Consider the following 21,903-nt stretch of genomic DNA (forward strand, 5'->3'; position numbering starts at 1 on the left):
ATACGCATTTATTTGTTCAATTCCGTCACAAGCATCGGCAATGCACGCTCAAAGCATACGCCATACCAGTGTCCGTCGTCTGTTTTCTTAATACTGTCCACAACGAAATCAGCAGCCATCTTTGCAGCTTCGGAAATCGTCTTTCCCTGCATCATCGCACCTGTAAAAGCTGCCGCATAACAATCGCCGGTTCCATGTGAGCTCTTTGGCACCTTCTCTGTGAAATAATATTCTGCTTTTTTCTCTGCGCAGTCATATACGACAACTCCGATCTTATCATCTTCAAAGCTGATGCCTTTTAAAACAATCTTCTTGCAGCCAAGCTTCGCAAGAGCCTCTAAAATCATCTGTACATACGCTTCATCCTGTCCTTCTAACCGCAGTTCACAGCCAGTCATAAATGCCGCCTCTGTAATATTCGGAAGGATAATATCCGCACTGCCACAGAGCTTTGCCATCTGTGCAACAAACGCATCATCAAATCCATAGTACAGGCTTCCGTTATCTGCCATCGCCGGATCCACGATCAGAAGTCCGTCTTCCTTCACAACACGTTTTTTCAGATCATACACATATTCAATCTGCGTGATACTGCCGAGGTATCCGGTGTACAGGCAGTCAAAGCTGATGTTTTCTTTCTCCCAGTGATCCATAATGCCGGGAATATCCTCCGTCAGATCACGGAATGTATACCCGGTAAATCCACCTGTATGTGTAGACAATACCGCCGAAGGCAGTATGATAGTCTCTACGCCACATGCCGAGATGATTGGAAGTGCGACTGTAAGGGAACACTGTCCCATACATGAAATATCCTGAATTGTCAAAACTTTTTTATCTGTCATGTTAAACACCTCTTTTTTATTTTCTCTAACTATATAGTCACTTTGACCTTGTGTAAATCTCCAATTGTAAAATATCTAGAAATGTCAGATTTACAAAATCATAAATATAGTTTATACTTTTCAACAGAAAACATCCGATTTTATATTAAATAACGGCATTTTCATCTAAAAATGCCAGAACACAGAAAAAGGAGCTTATCATGTTAACCTACTCTTTCGATAAACGCGGCGGTCAAAGCCTGTATGAATACCTTTATAACTGCATGAAAACTGACATTATAAACGGTGTTTTATCCCCAAATGAAAAGCTACCATCCAAACGTGCATTTGCAAGCAATCACGGCATCAGCATTGTCACGGTTGAAAACACATATGGACAGCTGATGGCAGAAGGATACATCTATTCCAAACCCAAAAGCGGATTCTTTGTTTCCCCGATACAAAGTCAGATCGTTTCTGTAAACAACGAATCTGACCTTATTGAAGCACAAAAGCCATACGTCCATGACAATTCCATCAATCTGATTTCCAATCATACAGCTCCGGAGAATTTTCCTTTTTCTATCTGGGCGAAGCTGACTCGTCAGATTTTGAGTGAGCAAAGTCCGGATCTGTTAGTGCCTCCACCTGCCGGCGGTGTACCGGAATTACGTACAGCCATTGCCAGACATCTGCACGAATTCCGCGGCATCAACGCATCCCCGGAGCAGATCATGATCGGTGCCGGAACAGAATACCTGTATGGCCTGATCGTACAGTTGCTTGGACGGGATCTTGTCTACGGACTGGAAAATCCGAGTTCCAAGAAGATCCGCAGCATCTATGAGGCTCTCGGTGTGAAGGTTGCACCGCTCGAGATGGACGAGGAGGGGATTCAATTAGATGCCCGGAACCTGACGATTCCCGACATCATCCAGATATCTCCATCCCACCATTTTCCAACCGGCATTGTAACTTCTGTGAGCCGGAGATATGGACTTTTGCAATGGGCAAATGAATCGAATTCCCGCTATATTATTGAAGATGATTTCGACAGTGAATTCCGTCTGCAGGGAAAGCCGATTCCATCCCTGTTCTCAATGGATACCACGGACAAGGTTATCTATTTTAACACCTTTACCAAAAGCCTTGCCTCCACGATCCGTATCAGCTATATGGTCCTTCCCAAGTCCCTGCTTCACCTGTATTACAACAAGCTTGGCTTTTATGCCTGTACGGTATCGAATTTCGAGCAGTATACACTTGCAGCCTTTATACGGGATCAATATTTCGAGAAACATATCAATCGTATGCGGAACCACTATCGCAGCCTGCGTGATGAGTTGATTGCAGGGTTTAAGCAAAGTCCAATTGCTGATAGGATTACAATCAGCCAGGAAAATGCAGGGCTGCATTTTCTGCTGCATATTGACAGCAAAAAAAGTGATCAGGAATTACAGGCGATGGCTCAGACACACGATATCACACTCGCATTCGTCTCCGATTATTACAGCTATGATTTCAAATCCGATATAAGCCGGTACGACCACACCGCGATCATCAACTATTCCGGACTTAACATGGACGATATCCCGGTCGTAATCGAACGGCTCAGCAGTGCCTGGAGCGATTTGCTATGATGCCTGCAGCATCATTTCAATTATTTGAACGGTTCCATATATATATTTGAAAATGTATATTTTCTTCACAAACAACAAATGTTATACTTATGTTATCTTTATACGCAAACACAAAGGAGGATATTATGTTCGCTTATAATCTCTGGCAATGGATTGCCTTTTTCATCATCTACTGCCTCATCGGATGGATCGGTGAAAGCTTATATGTGTCATGGGAACACAGGAAATGGGTCAATCGTGGATTCCTGCATGGTCCGTTTCTTCCGATTTACGGATTTGGTGCTGTGATCATTCTGATTTCCACCATTCCGGTCCGCAATAACTATTTTTTAATTTTCCTGTTCGGTATGCTTGGTGCCACCCTGCTTGAATACTTTACCGGATGGGCGATGGAACAGATCTTCCATGTCAAATACTGGGATTACACCTACGACTTCTGTAACCTGCACGGTTATATCTGTCTTGGCTGTTCTCTCACATGGGGCGTCTGTGCACTGCTTCTGACCGGGCTTGTGCATACCCCGATTGAAAAACTTGTTTTATCCCTTCCTGCTGTACCTCTGATGGTCATCGATATCATATTCGCGGTTTATTTTATCTGGGATATGATTACATCTGCACAGGAAGCATTTGATTTAAAGAAGATCATCCTTGAAAACGAGGAAGTCCAGCGTCTGCAGAAACGTCTTGATGTGATACATGCCTTTGCGGAGGATGACAAGACAAAGTTCCAGGATTATCTGAAAGAGAAAGGATTGGAATTTAACAAGAGCAAAGAAGAACTCACCGAAGAATTCCAGAACCGGCTCCAGGCAGCCAGAGATCGTGTTGATCACCGCTCCCAGAAGATGCGCAAGCATGCTACACGTATCTTAAGCCGTAACCCGGGTTCTGTATCCTTTAAACACAAGGCTGAATTTGAATCCATCAAAGAACGTATTAACGAGCTTAGAAAAACGAAATAATATAAGAAAAAGAAAATCCAGGCGTTCCTCTTATGAGGATGCCTGGATAAATTTTACGAATTCTTCCCGCGGAATTGGCTTTGAAAAATAATATCCCTGAATATATTCACATTCAAGCTCCGAGAAAAGCTTCAACATCTCTTCTGTCTCCACGCCTTCCACTACAATCTTCATCTTCATTGCCTTGATCATATTGATTGCATTCGTCAGCACAATCCCAAGCTTCGGATTGTCATATAATTCCGAAAATGTCCGGTCTAATTTAATAATATCGAATGGTAATTTTACGATACGCTGCATATTCGAATATCCGGTTCCGAAATCATCCAAAGAGAATTTCATCCCCATGTTGGTCAGATCTTTGATATTATCCTCAAGTGCCTGCTGCGAGATGGATGCAGCTGTCTCTGTAATCTCCAGATTCAGCTGTTCCGGCCGTACTCCATAGCGGGTTAAAATCTCCATAATGTGATTCGCAAGTTTCGGCTGCATGCACTGTACCACAGACAAATTCACTTCGATATAGGACATTCCAAGCTTCTTATATTCGTCGCTTGCAATAAATGCACACACCTGTTCAAGCACGAAATCACCAATTTTGTGGATTGCTCCACTCTTCTCCGCTACCGGTATAAATACCTCCGGCGAGATAAAACCATACTTTTCATCCTTTAGCCGGATCAAAGCTTCCGCAGAATGGAACTTTTTCTCCTTCACAGAATAAATTGGCTGATAGTATACCTCGAACCGTTTATTTGACAACGCAGATTCAATAATCGTATCCATATCGTGCATCATATCATAATGTAGCCGCTTCAACAGTTCTGAAGCAGTCATAATGTCACCAGTAAACGGAACTTCCTGTAAAGTATCTCCAAATGCCATCAAAGTATCCACATCGGAGATATCCTCCGGGCAATCCGCAATACAAATATTAGTAATAAAATTGACCGACATCTGATTGATCACAAAACAGGCTTTCAAAGAGCGATTTAGTTCCTCTGCTATATCCGGAGCATGGCCCGACAGCGTATCTTCCAACACATATCGGAATTTTCCTTGTCCCAGATAATACATCGCAGCCTTTAACTTCTTCTCTTTATCCAGACGCATCATATATTCCGAAATCCCCGCCATCACCTGCATGCATTTCCCATATCCAAGCAATTCACGCAAGGATGCATAGTTTGTAATGTTGACCATAATGATATGTATCGGCTTTCTCGTCCTGAATGCATGCCGCATATCATCCATATACGCCGTCATCTTATCCAATCCGGTTATCATATCCAATCGTTCCTCCGGGCGCTGCAGCATCAGAGAAATAAACATCAGACCGATTGCCATGCAAAGCATCTCAACGACTGCTGTAGGATAAAAGAACCGTATGACGGCATTTGCAATCGCCGCTGCAAATACGATTCCCAAAGGAACAAGATATCTTCGCCGGAACATTTTCCGGAATATACCCAGATAAATCAGCCCATAGATTACATATATTACCGTACACACATATATTAACGAAAAATATCTGCCTCGTGTATACTCACACTCCGCATTGATATAAAAAATCCATTTTGTTGCCGGGCTGACGACAATCATCGCAGTTATCGCAAATACCGGAAGTAATGATAAAAAGGTAAGAAATCGTTTTGCCTTAAACAGATGCCACGTATCTGTCATAGATACTACATATGCAATATAAAACGGCATTGCAAAACTAGACAACACCAGATATCCCATATGCACTGCATACTTGGTAACCATCTGCTGTACCCCCAGATTATCCAGATATCTTGCCCATACATCAAACAGTACAGCCAGCCATGCAACTACCAGCACTTCCATAAATGAACGATTTACTTTTCCTTTCACCATTCGTCTGAGAATTGTCGTAATGATTAAAATAGAGATAATTAATATCGCACAATAGTCATACATGACATCTTTGTAAATATTTGCCATAGCCTCACTTCTTTCGCTTCTATATATTTCTTTCATTCCGGATACAAAAAATGGATCACATCCTCTGCCTGCATCTCCTGCAGGTGGTATGGATCTGTCTCCTCGTCCGTATACCACCGCATACTGACAGAATCCTCCAGATAGAAATACCCGACTCCGCACTCCGGATATCTCGAGTACCACGCCGGATATTGTCTCTGCATCACCTGCTCAGCAAGCTTCACCGCCTCACTTTTTGTGCCATCATCGAGATACGTCCCGCAGATGCGCACGCCCGGCGGGCTTGCATGTACAAGCAGCACACTTCCATCCGGGCAGCGTCCCAGACTCATCCAGACATGCCCTTCCATACTGCATATATCACCCGGTCGGTAGTCTCCCTGCACCAGATAGCCCCAGCCACGTGCCGCACAGGCGCGTGCCATCTTCGACGCACCAACCACATAGCCGGTTTCGCCATTTCTGGTATGAAATACATTATACAGCAGCCAGCCGATATAACCGGAACAGTCCAAGCCATCATGACTCTGATATCGCGTCTGATCAAAATCATATTGTTCCGTCTGCCACGCCGCGTATTCCGCCCATCGCTTCGATACACCAAGTGTGACAGCTTCTATCCCGGCACCTGCATCATCCTGATTCCATCCTCCGCCCCAGATATACATCGTCTGGCCAACCGGAAGCAGTGATGTCCGAAGCAGCCGCTCCATCGAAAACTCCCGCAAATGCTCTGGCTGTGGTCTGTGCAGTACGAGACACGTCAAAAGCCATATTGCGAAAAGCAGGATGCCTGCAGCACCCTGCCTGATGCGCTTTAAACTACTCATATACCCTCTTTTTTACCCATCTTTCATTCAAGCATATGATAGAGGCGCTGCGCAATATTACTCTCTTTTACTTACAAAGTTCTGCTACAACCGCATTAATCACCTTGCCGTCTGCCTTACCCTTTAACTGTGGCATAACGGTCTTCATGATCATCCCCTTATTCTTCGTAGCAATCACATCCGCACATTTCTCTGTCAGGAATGCCTTTACCTCATCCTCGCTCATCAGAGATGGCGCATACTCGTTAATGACATCGTAACGTGCCTGATACTCTGCAAGCAGGTCTGTACGCTCTGCCGGGCAGGTATCGATCTGCTCTTTGGCTGTCTTCAACTCCTTTAAGATTACGCGGTCTACCAGTTCTTCCTTGATATCATCGCGGCAACCCTCGTCGATAGCTACCTTCTTTACTGCGGAAATCAGAGAAGAAATGGAATCCTTTCTTGCCTTATCTCTTGCCTTCATAGCGGCGATCATGTCTTTCTGTAATGTTTCTAACTGCATAATTTTATTCCTCCTAAAAACTATTACTCTTCGTTCATCTTTGCCAACTTCGCAGCCTGATCCGCTGCGATACATGCATCGATGATTTCCTGAATGTCTCCATTCATGATCTTGTCTAATTTGTATAATGTCAGTCCGATCCGGTGATCCGTCACACGTCCCTGTGGGAAGTTATACGTACGGATCTTCTCGGAACGGTCACCCGTACCAACCTGACTCTTACGAAGATCTGCTTCTGCGTCGTGACGCTTCTGCATCTCAATATCTAACAGTTTTGTACGAAGCAGGGCAAATGCCTTTGCCTTGTTCTGAAGCTGTGATTTCTCTGTCTGGCTGTAGATCACGATTCCGGTTGGAATATGCGTCAGACGTACCGCAGAATCCGTTGTATTGACACACTGTCCACCATTACCGGATGCACGCATGACATCGATACGGATATCCTTATCCGGGATATCTATCTCATCCACTTCCTCTGCCTCTGGAAGAACAGCAACACTGGCGGTACTTGTATGGATTCGTCCACCACTCTCTGTCTCAGGCACACGCTGTACACGGTGTACACCACTCTCGTATTTCAATACGGAATACGCACCATTTCCGGTTACCATCGCTGTAACTGACTTCATACCTCCGATACCGATTTCTTCAGCTTCCATCAGTTCAACCTTCCAACGACGACTCTCCGCATAGTGCACATACATACGGTAAAGCTCTGCTGCAAAAAGTGCTGCCTCATCGCCACCGGCACCTGCACGGATCTCTAAGATGACATTACGCTCATCGTTCGGATCTTTCGGCAGAAGCAGGATTTTAAGTTCGTTCTCGCACTTTTCCACCTGCTGCTTCGCTGAAGAAAGCTCTTCCTTCAGCATCTCACGCATCTCCTCGTCGCTTTCGCCCTCCAGCATGGATAAGCTATCCTCGATCGTCTGCTTCGCTTCCTTATACTCCTGATATTTCTCTACGATTGGTGCTAAATTTGCCTGTTCCTTCATCAGATTCCGGAAACGTTCTGCATTGCTTGCCACATTCGGATCTGAAAGTTCATTCTGCAATTCGTCCAAACGGGCTACCAAATCCTCTAATTTATCAAACATGTTTTTATCCTCCAACTATCCTCAATTTCGTTCCATACGGACGAAATCATTTTTCTCTTCTTTATTGAACGCAAGACTTCAGATACCGTGCCGTCACGATCCGGTCAAGCCCTGCATAATCTTTGATTCCTTTTATATCCGTATATCCGTTCTCTACAAGGAGTCCCCGAACAGCGTCCAGCTGATCCTGTCCGATTTCAAACAAAATATATCCATCTTCATAGAGATACTCCCTCGCTTCCCGAATAATCTTATCATAAAAATACAATCCATCCGCTTTTCCGTCAAGCGCCAGATGCGGCTCAAAATCACGCACCTCCGCCATAAGCTTTGGAATCTCATCCGTCCGGATGTACGGCGGATTTGATACTATCATATCATATTTTCCTTCGATCTGCATAAATAAATCTGTTTGTATCACTGCACAATCTGCCTGTAACCGTTCCCGGTTCTTCTTCGTCAGGGCGATTGCAGCGTCCGAAATATCTGCAAGCTCAACCAGATCTCTACCATGCCGGAGCTTCGAGAAACTGATTCCGATACAACCACTTCCGCAACACAGATCTAACACCCGGCGTTTTCTGCCATCCGGGGTATCCTTCCAATTTTCCGCGATCCTGCAGGCTTCTTCTACAAGCAATTCCGTCTCCGGTCTTGGAATCAGAACCTCCTCTGCTGTGGCAAACTCGTATCCCATAAATTCTTGTGTTCCAAGAATATACTGGCACGGCTTATGTGTCATACGTTCCGTGACATATGCATGCAGCCTCTGTGCCTGTTTCTCCGTGACTTCCTCTGCCATACGCAGAATCAGTGTTGAATATGTACAGCCCGCCACATCCATTGCCAGAAGCCGGATATCACTGTCCGCCTCCGGAATATCTGCCTGTCTCAGGCGTTCTAACTCTTCTTTCATCAATGCCTGCCACGTCATAGTTTTCCTCATTTCTCGCTCTTTGCCTGTTCTTCGAGATATGCACGCCAGTCTAAAACCGCCTCCACCGAAGCGATCGCAACCTCAACCATATCCTCCGTCGGCTCCTTGGTCGTCAGTCTCTGGATCAGAAGTCCCGGTTTACTGAGCAGATTAGCGATCCACGACTCACTGTTTCCTGCAAACCGGATAAATTCATAAGAAATTCCTGCAATCACTGGAACAAGCAGGACACGCAGCAATAACCGCAGCCACATGGCATCTACTGTAATACACATAAACACCAAAATACTTACAATCATAACGATGAACAGAAAACTCGTTCCACATCGCTTATGAAACCGCGATGCCTGCATGACATTCTCCACCGTCAGCTCATTTCCATGTTCCAGACAGTTGATTGTCTTGTGCTCTGCACCATGATACATATACGTCCGCTTAATATCTTCCATACGTGAAATCGCAATCACATACCCAAGAAAAATTGCCAGACGGATCACGCCTTCAATCAGTCCGATCAGCACATGGCTTTTTATCACAGCATCTAACAGCGATGCAATCCACGCCGGAAGCAACATAAAAAGTCCGACTGCCAGCACAATCGAAAATGTAACGGTCCCTGCCATCTCTGCTTTCTCCGCACGTGATTCCTGTTCTTTCGTTTTTTCTTTCTTCTTTTTCTTTTCCTTCTTCGGCGCTTCCTCTTCCTCGTCCTCAAAGAACTGTGCCGAATACATCAGTGTTTTCACACCGATAGTGAGCGACTGTACAAAACTGAATACCCCTCGCACAATCGGCAGATTACAAACTGCCGGACGGTCGGAGGTTCCTGTACACCGATTTGTCTTTACTTCTATTTGCTTATCTGGTTTTCGGACAGCGACAGCATATCGGTCATTGTTACGCATCATGACACCTTCCATAACTGCCTGTCCGCCGATATTTATTCTGCTCATACTCCACCTTTTTCATACATATGAAAATAGGCTTGCTACATTATTGTAACAAGCCTATTCCATGTCATTTCCGTATTATGCCTGAACACCGTACTTACGATTGAACTTATCGATTCTACCACGAGCCTGTGCAGCCTTCTGCTGACCTGTGTAGAATGAATGGCACTTTGAACAAATTTCAACGTGAATATCTTCCTTTGTTGAACCTGTTACGAACTCGTTACCACAGTTGCAAACAACCTTTGCCTGATAGTACGCTGGATGGATTCCTTCTCTCATTTCTTTCACCTCTTAAATCATACTTGCTACCATGTGCTAGACATAGCAGACTGTTTATTACACAACATACGGATTTTATCATACCATATCAAGAAATTCAAGCATTTTTTTGATATTTCTGATAATTTTTGTCACATTTATTCCGGCTGTTTTCCTATCTTCTTCCATATGGCAAAATCTTCTTTACCATCTCGATAAATTCCCGGTTATTCTTTGTTCTTGCGAACAACTTCAGGATTTCATCGGTAAATTCTTCCGACTTTGCAGAGGTCAGTGCCTTATGGATCATGTTGACTGCCTCCTGCTCCTCTGGAGTCAAAAGCAGATCGTCACGTCTCGTACCAGACTTCGCAATATCGATTGCCGGGAAGATTCGTTTCTCGGATAATTTCCGGTCAAGCACCAGCTCCATGTTGCCAGTTCCCTTGAACTCCTCGAATACGACATCATCCATACGGCTTCCGGTCTCTACCAGTGCCGTTGCAAGAATTGTCAGGCTTCCGCCCTCACGCATATTACGTGCCGCACCGAAAAACCGCTTTGGCATATGCAGTGCTGCCGGGTCAAGACCACCAGACAACGTTCTTCCACTTGGTGGTACCGTCAGGTTGTACGCTCTTGCCAGTCTTGTGATACTGTCAAGCAGGATCACAACATCCTTGCCATGCTCGACCAGACGTTTTGCACGCTCGATTACCATCTCCGATACACGCTTATGGTGATCTGGAAGCTCATCAAATGTCGAATAGATAACCTCAACATTTTCACCCTCGATAGACTCGCGGATATCTGTCACTTCCTCTGGACGCTCATCGATCAAAAGCACGATCAGATGCATGTCCCGGTTTCTTGTGCTGATACTCTTTGCAATCGCTTTCAGCAGGGTTGTCTTACCTGCCTTTGGAGGCGATACGATCATACCTCTCTGTCCCTTTCCGATCGGAGAAAGCAGATCCACGATACGGATAGCGACCGGAGCACCTGTCTCGTCAAGTGAAATACGCTCATTCGGGAAAATCGGTGTCAGATCCTCGAATGGTTTCCGCTTTGCTGCGACCGATGGCAGCATACCATTCACATGACGGATAAACAAGAGTGCCGAGAACTTCTCGCCTTGTGTCTTGTTCCGCACCGGACCTCCGATGATATCACCTTTCTTCAAACAGAACTTCCGGATCTGTACCGGCGATACATAGATATCACGATCACCTGGCAGATAGTTTGCACTACGGATAAATCCATAGCCCTCAGTCATAACTTCCAGAATACCATTTGCCTCCGAACCACTGTCTAGCTTCGGATTGTATTCCTGTCCGTCAAATACCTGAATCTCCGCTTCTGTCTCGCCTTCCTCCGGCTCAATGTTCCGAAGCTCCTGATAATTTTCTGCCGGATTCTTTATGCGGTTCGCCTGTCGTGTATCCGGACGTACTTTTGCCATTTCCTGGTTTTTGCGCTCCGCAGCTTTCTTCTGCTCGGCTTCTTTTTTCTTCGCTGCCATCATCTTCTCCATATTTTCCAGAAGCTCGGCAAGCTCGGCTTTTTTGAGTGTTGAAATATTGCGGATTCCTTTTTCTTTCGCATACTCCCGCAACTCAGCCAAAGACATTTTTCTAAATTCCATGCGTGTCTCCTTTTTCAAATAACCTACTTTTATGTTGCATTTTGTACTTAACTATTTGTATTCTCTAATTCTGGGGCATCTCACTGAATAATGAAGTGATACTTTATACCTTTAGAAAGATTATATTTATCTTAGCACACTTAATGAAACTCGTAAACCTTTAATTTTGCTTTTTTTCTTGATTTTTGCTTTCTGGTAGCGTAAAGTAAAAAGGACACAATAGGAGGAACGTATCATGGAAGGGTTATTACTATACAAACTGATGATTTTATATATGCTGGATCGGACCGATTATACGATGACGAACTCTCTGATCTCGGGCTTTATTGTTGGAAAAGATTACACGAGTGTGTTCAATCTGCACGAGTCCTTAAGCGAGCTGATCAACGATGAGTTCATCTCCACGGACACAATCCGCGACACGATTCATTATAAGATCACAAGCTCCGGCGAGGAGGCACTCTCCTATTTTGAGAACCGTCTGCCTTACGCCATCAAGGAAGATATCTTAGAATATCTCAAGGCAGAGCGTATCAACGTAAAAAAAGAGTCCGAAATCTATGCGGACTACTTTTACAACGATTCGAACTGGTACACCGTACAGTGCATCATCAAAGATCGAAAGGAAACCTTGATCGATCTGAAATTCGATGTCCCAACAAAATCACAAGCCGAAACCATTTGCAACAACTGGCGCAGCAAAAGTTCCGGCATTTATGAATATCTTGTCAATCAACTGTGGATGTCTGAATAGAATCCTCAATCAAGTTCCAAATCTCCTCTTTTCCCTGTTTTGATACAGCGGAGAAGGGAATTATTTTTGTCTCTTTTCCACATCCCAGTGTCTCTCGAATCACTTTTATGTTCTTGTCTTTCTGACTCCGCTTGATCTTGTCCAGCTTCGTCGCAATGATAACCGGCTCATATCCATTTGCCACGATCCAGTTATACATCGTTACATCATTTTCTCCCGGTGCATGCCGGATATCAACCAAAAGCAATACTGCCTTTAACTGTGTCGACGCATGCAGATACCGTTCAATCATCTTGCCCCATTTGTTACGGATTTCCTGCGATACTTTCGCATAGCCATAACCGGGCAGATCAACAAAATACAGATTCTTGTTGATATTGTAGAAGTTGATCGTCTGTGTCTTTCCGGGCGATGCCGAAGTCCTCGCCAGCGATTTCCGGTTCAATAATCCGTTGATCAGCGAAGACTTTCCAACATTTGATTTGCCCGCAAAAGCAATCTCCGGGAATGTATTTTCCGGCAATTTACTCGTAATGCCGCATACTGTTTCTAATTCTGCTGATTTAATAACCATTACGCGATTGAATCCTCTTGCTTTATACGCTTACGGGAAGCGTTTTTCTTCGTTCTTGGTTCGTCTGAGCGCTCAATGATCGGACCTGCAACGCCATCCACCATATCCTTAGTAATACGGCAGCTGACAACGGTATCATCAGAAGGAATCTCATACATCTGTTCCATGATCGTCTTCTCAATGATCGCACGCAGTCCTCTCGCACCGGTCTTTCTTGTCATAGCTTCCTTCGCAATCTCACGAAGCGCATCTTCATCAAAGATCAATTCGACACCGTCTAATTCAAACAGCTTCTTATACTGCTTGCAGATGGAGTTCTTTGGCTCTGACAAAATCTGTACCAACGCATCCTCATCCAGAAGATCCAACGTAACACTGACTGGCACACGTCCGATAAACTCTGGAATCAGACCATACTTTACAAAATCCTCTGGCAATACCTGCTTTAAAATCTCGCCAACCTTCTTGTCGGAAGAACGGTCTGCGATCTCTGCATTGAAACCGATGGATTTCTTACCGATACGGTTGTCAATAATCTTCTCCATACCTTCGAATGCACCACCACAGATAAAGAGAATATTCGTCGTATCAATCTGAATAAACTCCTGCTGTGGATGCTTTCTTCCACCCTGTGGTGGAACGGAAGCAACCGTACCCTCGATGATCTTCAAAAGTGCCTGCTGTACACCTTCACCCGATACGTCTCGTGTGATAGATACATTCTCAGACTTCTTTGTAATCTTATCGATCTCATCAATATAGATAATACCATGCTGTGCACGCTCGATATCATAATCGGCTGCCTGAATCAGCTTCAATAAGATATTCTCTACATCTTCTCCGACATAACCAGCCTCAGTCAAAGCAGTTGCATCTGCGATTGCAAACGGAACATTTAAAAGCTTTGCCAGTGTCTGTGCCAGATATGTCTTACCGGAGCCCGTAGGTCCGATCATGATGATATTACTCTTCTGAAGCTCGACATCAAAATCCTTCTCTGCCAAAATACGCTTATAATGGTTGTATACGGCAACCGAAAGCACCTTCTTTGCCTGCTCCTGTCCAATCACGTAATCATCCAGAAATTCTTTGATTTCCTTCGGTTTCAAGAGATTGATTTCTGAATCGGAAGGCTCATTATCAAATTCATCCTGTATAATCTCAGAACAAATCTCAATACACTCATCACAGATATATACATTCGGTCCCGCAATCAGCTTGCGCACCTGTTCCTGTGATTTGTTACAGAACGAACATCTCACTTTTTTCTTATCGTCTGAACGATTTGCCATTCTAATTATCTCCTAACTCATGTGAAGCTTTTTGATTAAACTTCCTTACAATTCTCGCCAAGGAATTCGAGTGCCTTTCTGGAAGCGATATCCTTCTTGATATTCTCCAGCTCTGGTGCACCGATCATATCTTTCAGTTCCTCTGGCTTCATCTGGTACTGTGTAGCCATATCCTGGATCTCAGCATCTACATCGTCATCACTTGCAACGATATTCTCAGCAGCTGCAACTGCTTCAAGAACAAGGCTTGTCTTGATTCTTGCGATTGCATCTGGCTTTACACGCTCTAAGAACTCTTCCTTTGTTGTTCCCATGAGCTGGAGATACTGTTCCATCTGAAGTCCCTGATACATCATTCTCTGAGACATCTCATTCATGATTCTTTCCTGGTTGTACTTAATCATTGCCTCTGGAATCTCAACCTCAGCTGCCTCAGCGATCTTCTCAACTACCTTAGACTGCTTCTCGCGCTTTGCCTGCTCTTCCTTCTTTACTTCCAATGTCTTCTTCTTGTCTTCCTTGTACTCAGCAAATGTCTCAAAAGAAGAAACATCACTTGCGAACTCGTCATCAAGCTCTGGAAGCTCCAGAGTAGAAATTGCAAGAAGCTCTACCTTAAATACAGCTGGCTTACCCTTCAGATCTTCTACATGATACTCTTCTGGGAATGTTACGTTTACATCGAACTTATCGCCAATATTCTTGCCAACGATCTGATCCTCAAATGTATCAATGAAGGAGTGTGAACCAAGTGTAAGCTTGTAGTTCTCGCCCTTTCCACCTTCGAATGCAACATCATCTACAAAGCCTTCGAAATTGATTGTAACTTCATCATCCATCTGTGCAGCTCTGTCTGTTACATCGATCTTTCTTCCGTTTTCCTTCTGATCCTTCAGGATCTCTGCCATAACGTCTTCGTCTGTTACTGTTGTATCGATCTTCTCGATCTCAACACCCTTGTAATCACCAATCTTGATTTCTGGCTTTACAGCTACAGTTGCTGTAAAGATGAAATCCTTACCCTTCTCGATCTGTGTTACATCGATCTCTGGGTTTGAAGTGATCTCTTCCTCACAGTTCTCGAGTTCCTTTGGATAATACTCATTTATAAGCTGATTTGCAGCATCTTCATAAAAGATAGCAGCACCGTACATTTTCTCGATGAATGCCTGTGGTACTTTTCCCTTACGGAATCCAGGTACAGAGAATTTACTCTTCTGCTTGTTGTATGCAGAAGTGATTGCCTTTGTAAACTCCTCAGCTGGTACTGTAATTGTTAATTTTGCCATGCTTCCGTCTAATTTTTCTACTGCTAAACTCATTTGTTTTTTTCCTCCTTAACTTGCAACGCCTACTATCCATTGTAAGCACTATTCTCTGCATTATATCATAAGATTTTTCGCAAGTCTATATATTTGCTCAAAAAAAGAGCTTGTTTCTATATCTTATGCAATAATGTTTCCCATTATCACCGATATAGAAACAAACTCCCTTACATGGTCTTACTTAGCGCATATCCATCTGGTCAGATTGATTACTTACCAGACATCTGCTGCTCCTGCTTCTTGATCATCTGTCTGACCATCTCGCCACCGATTGAACCGCTCTCACGGGAAGTAAGATCTCCGTTGTAACCCTGCTTCAGGTTTACACCGAGCTCGTTTGCTACTTCCATCTTGAACTTGTTCATAGCTTCCTTAGCCTCTGGTACGCTTGTTGTGTTGTTTGAGTTCTTCATAATTATCTACCTCCATACTTTTAAATTAAGACATGTTTGTCTTACTCTTATTATGTTCGGTATGCGAAGAACTATAACTGTTAATTTTTAGAAACTTTTTCTCTTTTTGATCGTAACTACGATTCCTGCACCTGCAAATACGATTGCACATACAAGCAATACAATTGGTGTTGCATCACCCGTCTGCGGAGAACCAGTCGCTCCCATATATGTATACTTCACTGGGTTCTTTGACGTGTTCTGTCCACCGTTTGCTCCGTTACCACCCGGTGTCACATTTGCATTCGGTGCCTTTGGTCCCTCCGTTGTACCCGGTTGCTCTGTCGTACCTGGATTTTCCGTTGTGCCAGGATCTTCCGTTGTATCATCACGCTTTGTCGAATAGAACCATGCGAGAATGACCATATCCTTTGTGACATTTGTATAATCCTGATCCCAGCCTTCAAAGGTGTATGTGTAATCCTTTGTTGGTGTCTTCGTCGGTGTTCCCTCTGGCGGTGTTGCAGAAGCACCCTCTTCTACAGTCTCTGTCTTTAGGATATTTCCATCGCCGTCCTTCCATACAACCGTGTAAGTCTTCGGCTGTGTCACACGATACAATGCGTAGGTTGAGAAACGGTCTGTATTGATAATTACATAATCATGCGTCAGTGTAACCTCACTTGCATCTGTCCAGCTCTTGAACAAATAATCCGTTCCCTCTGCATGCAGCGATGCTACCTTGATGTTCTCACCTGCCAGATCCTCCAATGGGAAGGAGATCGTCACAGGCTCATACAGTCTTGTCAGATTCTGTGAATACTCTAAGTTTCCAAACTCATTATATACATTTTTCACGATGTATAATCTTATATAACGAACAATTTCTGTCCGGCTGCCAAGCTTATCTGCGAAGATTCCCTGCTCTTCGGATGTCACATCGCTTACCTTGATGTAGCTTGCATGCAAAGCAATATCGATCCGGCCACCATTTTGAACGATTCGAAGATCATCATCCGTTACATTTCCCTTGTAGTAGCTGTTGTTGTAGATCTTATCCAGACCATCCACAGCAATCTCTACATCGCCATCATCCAAAATCACATCCGTAGACAGACCGGAAAGTACAAAGTTGATTCCTCCGGTTGTCGAATAGGTCTCTGGATAGGTGATCATGCCATCGGCAACTGTCACGGATGCCTCTTTCGTCAGAGTACCGTTTGTTGCAACGATACGATACGTTCCATCGGATACACCGGTGAACATATACCGTGTATTATCTGCGCTTGTTACAACCTCACCGCCGACAATCGTATTGCCACGGTACAGGTTAATGTAGATTGGCTTATCCTTCACATCATCTGGCAGTGAATCGTTATAAGTTGCCGTACCGTAGATCGTAGTCGTCGAATTGCCAGACAGCGTCTTAAAGCTTCCTTCGATCACACGCTCCTCAGAAGAATTCAGTGTCGCTGCATGTACACGGTAATTATATACCGTATCTGGTGTCAGCTTGCTGAAATTGTAGATCATCTCAATTCCGCTTGCAGTATCTGTCTTATTGACAAGTACGGTATCGTAGCTTGTCTCAGTTGCTTTCTTATACTCGATATAGCACAGGCTCTTTGACAATGGGTTTGTTCCCTGAATTACCTGCGCCTCGATATGTGCTGTTGTATTTGTGATTGCTGTTACCGGTGTTACTTCCAGTCCAAGCGGCTCAAAGCTTACCTCTGCGGACTTGTTGCCTGCATTATCATAAGCAACAATCGTGTAAGTTGCACTGCCATCTGCCTTGAAGCTTCCCTTTGCCACGCCATCTGTATCTGTTACCGATACAGCGTTGCCATTTACGAGTACCCGGTCAGTATCTACACCACTGATCAAATCAATTGCCTGGAAGTTGATTGTTACATCCCCATTTGCATCAACCACAGAATCTGTGATCGTCACAGCCGGTCCATCAATATCAACCTTTGCATCCTCAGAAGCAGTATCACTCTGACAGCCCGCCTCGCTGACTGCCCACGCTTCCACTGTCACATCACCCTGTCCGTCCAGTGCAAATGTATAACTCTCTCCAGTAAAACTATCCTGTGATTCATGCTTTCCACTTGCGTCTGTATAAATCACTTTGTAATATGTCTTGACCGGAACCTTATCACTTGTTTCCGTTGTTGACTTGATTGTTACCTTCGGCTTATCCTCGATCAACCAGCCTGCATTTCCAATCGCACCATTATCGCCCTTCGCGATTGATACGCTTGGCTTGTCTGGTCTCTCCGAAGAAATATGACTGTAGGTTACCTGCTCGGTAGACTGATTACCTGCAATATCCGTTACAACTAAGATATAGGTTCCACTCTCTGTTACATCATAGCTTTCTGTCCAGCTCTTCGCGCCAGCGGCAGACCATGTCTGGATCGGCTCACTGCCTGTGCTATCCTTGTACAGTGCGATGCTGTCAATACCACTTTCCAGCTCACCCTCTGTCGCTTCCATCGTAATCGTGACATCGGACTGGAACTGTGTCTGGCTTTCTCCATCATCAGACAATGTCACTGCCGGTTTGATGCCATCGAAGAGGAATGGGCCCTGCTTCTCTACATCTACCGTATTGCCAGCATTATCCTTTACCACTGCCGAGATATAATACTCACCCGGTGTGTAATTATTTGATGCACCACCTGTAATGATCTGGTGGAAGGTATAATCTGTAATCTTTGCATTCTTTGTCGCATTGGCACCATACGCAGATGTCGTAGCTGTCACAGTTGTACTTGGTGTCTCAACACTCCATGTCACTTCATCCAGTCCACTGTCAATATCCGTTGCTGCGATTGCTGCATCCAATGTATTGTACCACTTATCTGTCAGCGCAGCCTCTCCATTTCCCTGTACGCTCAGCGCAGCAGTTGGAGGGGTTCCTTCAACCATCCACTCATAATATTTATCTGTCAGACTTGCATCAGTGTTCGTTGTATAACATACCAGCTTTGTATGTGCAGACTCCTTCTGCTTTGTATCGGTTGCCCATACAACCAGCTGTCCGGCATAGCCGCTTCCTACCAGAAGTGTTGCCTCATACAGACCATTTCCCTTCGATACCATCTTTGTCTGCATCGTCGTGGTCGGAACGGTACTTGCGTCCTCACCTGCGAAATAATAATGCAGGTAATCACAAGGGCTTTCGTCTGAACGGTATGTAACTGTCAGTGTCATACCTGTGACATTGTTCTGCGAATGATAATATGTACCAAACCCAAGCTGATTTACAAAGCCGGTCGGTTCCACTGCATGGCTTACATAAACCGGAATCTTTGTATCTACAATGATCGTCTCCTTCACTGTGTAGATTGTAGAGATTGCATTGGTTGTCGAATTGTACAACTGGAACCGGATGTTCGTGTAAGTACCATCTGCCGTAATACCTGCGGACTGGTTCTTGAACAACGCTTTTGCCTGTGCACGTGTCATCGTGTCGGAAATATCAACCTCGCCATCACTCAGGATTCGAACCATATCATATCCGTTCGTTGCCACGATCGTATAACTTGGATAATATCCACCAACCGCAGTCTCCTTGATGGAGAAATGTCCATCGGAGCTTTCTCTTGTCACCGAGAATTTCGGTGGATTTGCAACAACTACTTCATAGTTTCCGTTGCTTGCAAAGGTTGGACGGATATAGTAATACGCATTTGCCGGGCTGCTATAAATCTTGCGGTTTGTCTCCCATGCATCCTTGTTATTCAGTCCAAGATATCTTGTCATAAATGTATTCGGATCTGCCGCATATGCATTCTGCTCTTCATTGTTATTTCCCTGTGCAATATTATCTGGATTCGTAATCGTCAGTGTACATTCCGGACTATCCTGTCCAAACAATACAGAATCCACATCATATGCAACCTCCACGTTCAAGGTACGCTTCGTTACAGTAGCTGCGTTTGCCACATCGAGGTGTCCCTCTTCTACATTCAGCAATTCATAGCAGTTTGCATTATTTCCAGATAATCTTGGTGATGTCAGACGGATCGTCTTTCCAGTTCCGACATCCTTGCCCTTCACACTTCCTGTATCAAGCATCTTTGCGGTTGCATCGAACGTTACCTGAATCGCATCGTTTGTTATACAATCCGGTACACTGCCGTCCTGTGCTGTGACAGACGCTGTCGTCTGCACCTGGATAGTATCCGAATTATCATACACCTTCGTCAAAGTTCCTCCTGTGGAAGCATCCTTGACTTCTCCAATGATAACCGGAAGCTTTTCAACAGCAAACACAAGATTAAAGGTTGCTGTCTTACTTGTGTCATTCGTATCTGTCACCGTAAATGTATAGCTCTGTGCATCCGTTGTCACATTGTTCGGTGTACCTGTTATCGTATAAGAATTTGCCGATTCGTTTACAGAAAGTCCATAAGTACCAAGTCCGGTTGTAACCGCCTGCATACCATTTGTAAACTGGATGGACTCACTCTCTGCGCCATCTTTCTTGTACTTTGCTGTAATGACATGGTTCATAGCTGTACCGTACATGCCTGTCACAGCCGCATCACTGCCATCGACCTTATTGCCGTCGACATACAGCTCAATTTCCTTATATTTCCACTGACCGATCAGCTTAACCGGTGCAACATTCGTTGCATCTGTCAGTGCACCACTTTCTTTTACAAGTCCACTGTCAGTCGTCGCAGCCATCGTTGCTGTCTGGGATGGATCAATAATCGTATCCGTGCCCTCGATCTTCCAGCCTGCGAAATAATATCCTTTATTCTGAATATAAGCACTCTCATCCAAAGTCATGATAGAGACTGTATCGCCATATGCAAAAGCTGCACTCTCAACAACTGCATCGGCTGACTCTACCGGATCAAGCACACCTACAACCGATGGATCATACAACTGGTATGTCAGCTTCATGTCCTTGATTGGCTCCCAGCCTGCCTTTACCGTAATCGTGTTCGTACGGACATCAGAAGATTTCACCTCGATACTCTGACCGATCATCTTGTCTCCAAGGCTGATATACTTATATCCTCTCTTATAGAAATGATAGGTATCGTCTGATCCCGGTACGGCAAATGTCATCACCTGTTCGACATTACCGGTATTTGTCTCATTTGTCGGTATTGTAACACTTGCGACTTCTCCCTGATCACCACAGTCAGAAAATGCAAGTGTATATGCGGTTCTTGTAATCTTTACAAATACCTGATAGGTTCCATTTTCTGTCGTGGTCATCTGGTTGCCTGCGATCGGCGTTGTACACTGTGCATCGCTGTACAGATTTCCGTCTGTCGTAAAATATTTTGCATCCAGACCAAATCCCTGCAGAATTTCTGCATTATCGCTCATCAAAGTAATGGTAGAGTCTGCAACTGCACAAGCCTTTGAAAAACCGGCAATTGTCTGAGATGAGGTTGTATATGCATAGTATGTAACATTTGCTGTTTCTGCATCCGCCGTTCCGTCGTCTGCGGCATCGGCATTTCCGTCTGCATCAAGCAGCTGGATTGGATCTTTCACTCCATCCCCGCTATTCATCACACTGGTTGCATCCGTAGCAGTGTTCGTGAGTGCTGCATTTGCATCATCACCATTATTTACAGCGGATGACGTCAGGAACAGCGACTGCGTGATCAGAAGTGCCACAACCATAATTGATGCGACCATCTTCTTGCCATTTCCGCGTCCCCAGCAGATGACATGCGAGATTGCAGTTACAACCGCAACCAAAGCAAGCATCGGATAGACTAATATCCGGTGTTTCTTTCCGATATCCAATAATTTACTTACCAGCTTGTCTTTAAAGTTCATAGTTACACCTCTCTACCTTATAAACTCTCTATATCCTCGATACATTTTCCATAATAATTCAAGTCAAACTATACCTGTCCGCAATTATAATTCATTGTACCATACTGATATGTAAAATCAA

The 21,903-nt window shown here is 44.4% G+C and carries 17 protein-coding genes; 3 read left to right on the plus strand and 14 right to left on the minus strand.

Going from position 1 to position 21,903, the window contains the following annotated elements; genetic code table 11:
* Positions 1-8: 8 nt before the first annotated feature.
* A complete protein-coding gene (locus AAAT93_RS07190; protein ID WP_117780729.1) occupies positions 9-845 on the minus strand; it encodes a pyridoxamine kinase in 837 nt (278 codons plus the stop codon).
* 200 nt (positions 846-1,045) lie between these two features.
* Here AAAT93_RS07190 and AAAT93_RS07195 point away from each other — a divergent pair, with 200 nt between their 5' ends.
* Both AAAT93_RS07195 and AAAT93_RS07200 read left to right on the plus strand, forming a co-directional pair.
* Positions 1,046-2,464: a PLP-dependent aminotransferase family protein gene (locus tag AAAT93_RS07195; protein ID WP_117780730.1), complete on the plus strand. Its 1,419-nt coding sequence runs from the start codon at positions 1,046-1,048 to the stop codon at positions 2,462-2,464.
* A 125-nt stretch (positions 2,465-2,589) separates the two neighbouring features.
* Positions 2,590-3,429, plus strand: a complete 840-nt coding sequence (locus AAAT93_RS07200) for a putative ABC transporter permease (RefSeq protein ID WP_181985464.1) — start codon at positions 2,590-2,592, stop codon at positions 3,427-3,429.
* Positions 3,430-3,459: 30 nt separating this feature from the next.
* Here the strand turns inward: AAAT93_RS07200 and AAAT93_RS07205 are convergent, their stop codons facing one another.
* From AAAT93_RS07205 to rho, 8 genes are all read right to left on the minus strand, one after another.
* A complete protein-coding gene (locus tag AAAT93_RS07205; RefSeq protein WP_349095547.1) occupies positions 3,460-5,394 on the minus strand; it encodes an EAL domain-containing protein in 1,935 nt (644 codons plus the stop codon).
* Between the two features lie 32 nt (positions 5,395-5,426).
* Positions 5,427-6,224, minus strand: a complete 798-nt coding sequence (locus tag AAAT93_RS07210) for a hypothetical protein (protein ID WP_117780733.1) — start codon at positions 6,222-6,224, stop codon at positions 5,427-5,429.
* A 67-nt stretch (positions 6,225-6,291) separates the two neighbouring features.
* The gene (locus AAAT93_RS07215) at positions 6,292-6,729 is read right to left on the minus strand and encodes a GatB/YqeY domain-containing protein (protein WP_021984266.1); all 438 of its coding nucleotides are present in this window, start codon (positions 6,727-6,729) and stop codon (positions 6,292-6,294) included.
* A gap of 23 nt (positions 6,730-6,752) precedes the next feature.
* Complete coding sequence (prfA, locus tag AAAT93_RS07220) at positions 6,753-7,829, minus strand: peptide chain release factor 1 (RefSeq protein WP_021984265.1); 1,077 nt, start codon at positions 7,827-7,829, stop codon at positions 6,753-6,755.
* 61 nt (positions 7,830-7,890) lie between these two features.
* Positions 7,891-8,763, minus strand: coding sequence for a peptide chain release factor N(5)-glutamine methyltransferase (gene prmC / locus AAAT93_RS07225; RefSeq protein ID WP_021984264.1), 873 nt, complete (start codon positions 8,761-8,763; stop codon positions 7,891-7,893).
* Positions 8,764-8,771: 8 nt separating this feature from the next.
* The gene (locus tag AAAT93_RS07230; protein WP_118373675.1) at positions 8,772-9,719 is read right to left on the minus strand and encodes a DUF1385 domain-containing protein; all 948 of its coding nucleotides are present in this window, start codon (positions 9,717-9,719) and stop codon (positions 8,772-8,774) included.
* 75 nt (positions 9,720-9,794) lie between these two features.
* Complete coding sequence (gene rpmE, locus AAAT93_RS07235; protein WP_021984262.1) at positions 9,795-9,998, minus strand: 50S ribosomal protein L31; 204 nt, start codon at positions 9,996-9,998, stop codon at positions 9,795-9,797.
* Positions 9,999-10,152: 154 nt separating this feature from the next.
* The gene (rho, locus tag AAAT93_RS07240) at positions 10,153-11,622 is read right to left on the minus strand and encodes a transcription termination factor Rho (RefSeq protein ID WP_021984261.1); all 1,470 of its coding nucleotides are present in this window, start codon (positions 11,620-11,622) and stop codon (positions 10,153-10,155) included.
* Positions 11,623-11,857: 235 nt separating this feature from the next.
* Between rho and AAAT93_RS07245 the strand changes: the two genes are divergently transcribed.
* The gene (locus tag AAAT93_RS07245; protein ID WP_021984260.1) at positions 11,858-12,376 is read left to right on the plus strand and encodes a DUF4364 family protein; all 519 of its coding nucleotides are present in this window, start codon (positions 11,858-11,860) and stop codon (positions 12,374-12,376) included.
* Here the strand turns inward: AAAT93_RS07245 and yihA are convergent.
* From yihA to AAAT93_RS07270, 5 genes are all read right to left on the minus strand, one after another.
* Entirely contained in the window at positions 12,351-12,950 is a 600-nt protein-coding gene (gene yihA / locus AAAT93_RS07250; protein ID WP_021984259.1) for a ribosome biogenesis GTP-binding protein YihA/YsxC, read from the minus strand. The genes AAAT93_RS07245 and yihA overlap by 26 nt on opposite strands.
* Complete coding sequence (gene clpX / locus AAAT93_RS07255) at positions 12,950-14,242, minus strand: ATP-dependent Clp protease ATP-binding subunit ClpX (RefSeq protein WP_021984258.1); 1,293 nt, start codon at positions 14,240-14,242, stop codon at positions 12,950-12,952. Before clpX ends, yihA begins: the two co-directional genes overlap by 1 nt.
* Positions 14,243-14,277: 35 nt before the next feature.
* Positions 14,278-15,564, minus strand: coding sequence for a trigger factor (gene tig / locus AAAT93_RS07260; RefSeq protein ID WP_021984257.1), 1,287 nt, complete (start codon positions 15,562-15,564; stop codon positions 14,278-14,280).
* A gap of 212 nt (positions 15,565-15,776) precedes the next feature.
* Positions 15,777-15,980 (minus strand): alpha/beta-type small acid-soluble spore protein, encoded by a 204-nt coding sequence (locus AAAT93_RS07265; RefSeq protein ID WP_117780736.1) that lies wholly within the window; start codon positions 15,978-15,980, stop codon positions 15,777-15,779.
* 87 nt (positions 15,981-16,067) lie between these two features.
* A complete protein-coding gene (locus tag AAAT93_RS07270; RefSeq protein WP_227572882.1) occupies positions 16,068-21,782 on the minus strand; it encodes a YDG domain-containing protein in 5,715 nt (1,904 codons plus the stop codon).
* Between the last annotated feature and the right edge of the window lie 121 nt (positions 21,783-21,903).

It is taken from the genome of Coprococcus hominis (ex Arizal et al. 2022) (assembly GCF_040094675.1).
GTDB classification, from domain to species: Bacteria; Bacillota; Clostridia; order Lachnospirales; family Lachnospiraceae; genus Coprococcus_C; species Coprococcus_C hominis.

What these genes read in the sequence shown, in the direction of transcription:
- AAAT93_RS07210 (WP_117780733.1), bottom strand. Translation starts at nt 6,224, where the DNA reads ATGAGTAGTTTAAAGCGCATCAGGCAGGGTGCTGCAGGCATCCTGCTT.
- yihA (WP_021984259.1), bottom strand. Translation starts at nt 12,950, where the DNA reads ATGGTTATTAAATCAGCAGAATTAGAAACAGTATGCGGCATTACGAGT.
- tig (WP_021984257.1), bottom strand. Translation starts at nt 15,564, where the DNA reads ATGAGTTTAGCAGTAGAAAAATTAGACGGAAGCATGGCAAAATTAACA.
- rpmE (WP_021984262.1), bottom strand. Translation starts at nt 9,998, where the DNA reads ATGAGAGAAGGAATCCATCCAGCGTACTATCAGGCAAAGGTTGTTTGC.
- clpX (WP_021984258.1), bottom strand. Translation starts at nt 14,242, where the DNA reads ATGGCAAATCGTTCAGACGATAAGAAAAAAGTGAGATGTTCGTTCTGT.
- AAAT93_RS07265 (WP_117780736.1), bottom strand. Translation starts at nt 15,980, where the DNA reads ATGAAGAACTCAAACAACACAACAAGCGTACCAGAGGCTAAGGAAGCT.
- AAAT93_RS07230 (WP_118373675.1), bottom strand. Translation starts at nt 9,719, where the DNA reads ATGAGCAGAATAAATATCGGCGGACAGGCAGTTATGGAAGGTGTCATG.
- AAAT93_RS07270 (WP_227572882.1), bottom strand. Translation starts at nt 21,782, where the DNA reads ATGAACTTTAAAGACAAGCTGGTAAGTAAATTATTGGATATCGGAAAG.
- AAAT93_RS07245 (WP_021984260.1), top strand. Translation starts at nt 11,858, where the DNA reads ATGGAAGGGTTATTACTATACAAACTGATGATTTTATATATGCTGGAT.
- prfA (WP_021984265.1), bottom strand. Translation starts at nt 7,829, where the DNA reads ATGTTTGATAAATTAGAGGATTTGGTAGCCCGTTTGGACGAATTGCAG.
- AAAT93_RS07190 (WP_117780729.1), bottom strand. Translation starts at nt 845, where the DNA reads ATGACAGATAAAAAAGTTTTGACAATTCAGGATATTTCATGTATGGGA.
- AAAT93_RS07205 (WP_349095547.1), bottom strand. Translation starts at nt 5,394, where the DNA reads ATGGCAAATATTTACAAAGATGTCATGTATGACTATTGTGCGATATTA.
- rho (WP_021984261.1), bottom strand. Translation starts at nt 11,622, where the DNA reads ATGGAATTTAGAAAAATGTCTTTGGCTGAGTTGCGGGAGTATGCGAAA.
- AAAT93_RS07215 (WP_021984266.1), bottom strand. Translation starts at nt 6,729, where the DNA reads ATGCAGTTAGAAACATTACAGAAAGACATGATCGCCGCTATGAAGGCA.
- prmC (WP_021984264.1), bottom strand. Translation starts at nt 8,763, where the DNA reads ATGACGTGGCAGGCATTGATGAAAGAAGAGTTAGAACGCCTGAGACAG.
- AAAT93_RS07195 (WP_117780730.1), top strand. Translation starts at nt 1,046, where the DNA reads ATGTTAACCTACTCTTTCGATAAACGCGGCGGTCAAAGCCTGTATGAA.
- AAAT93_RS07200 (WP_181985464.1), top strand. Translation starts at nt 2,590, where the DNA reads ATGTTCGCTTATAATCTCTGGCAATGGATTGCCTTTTTCATCATCTAC.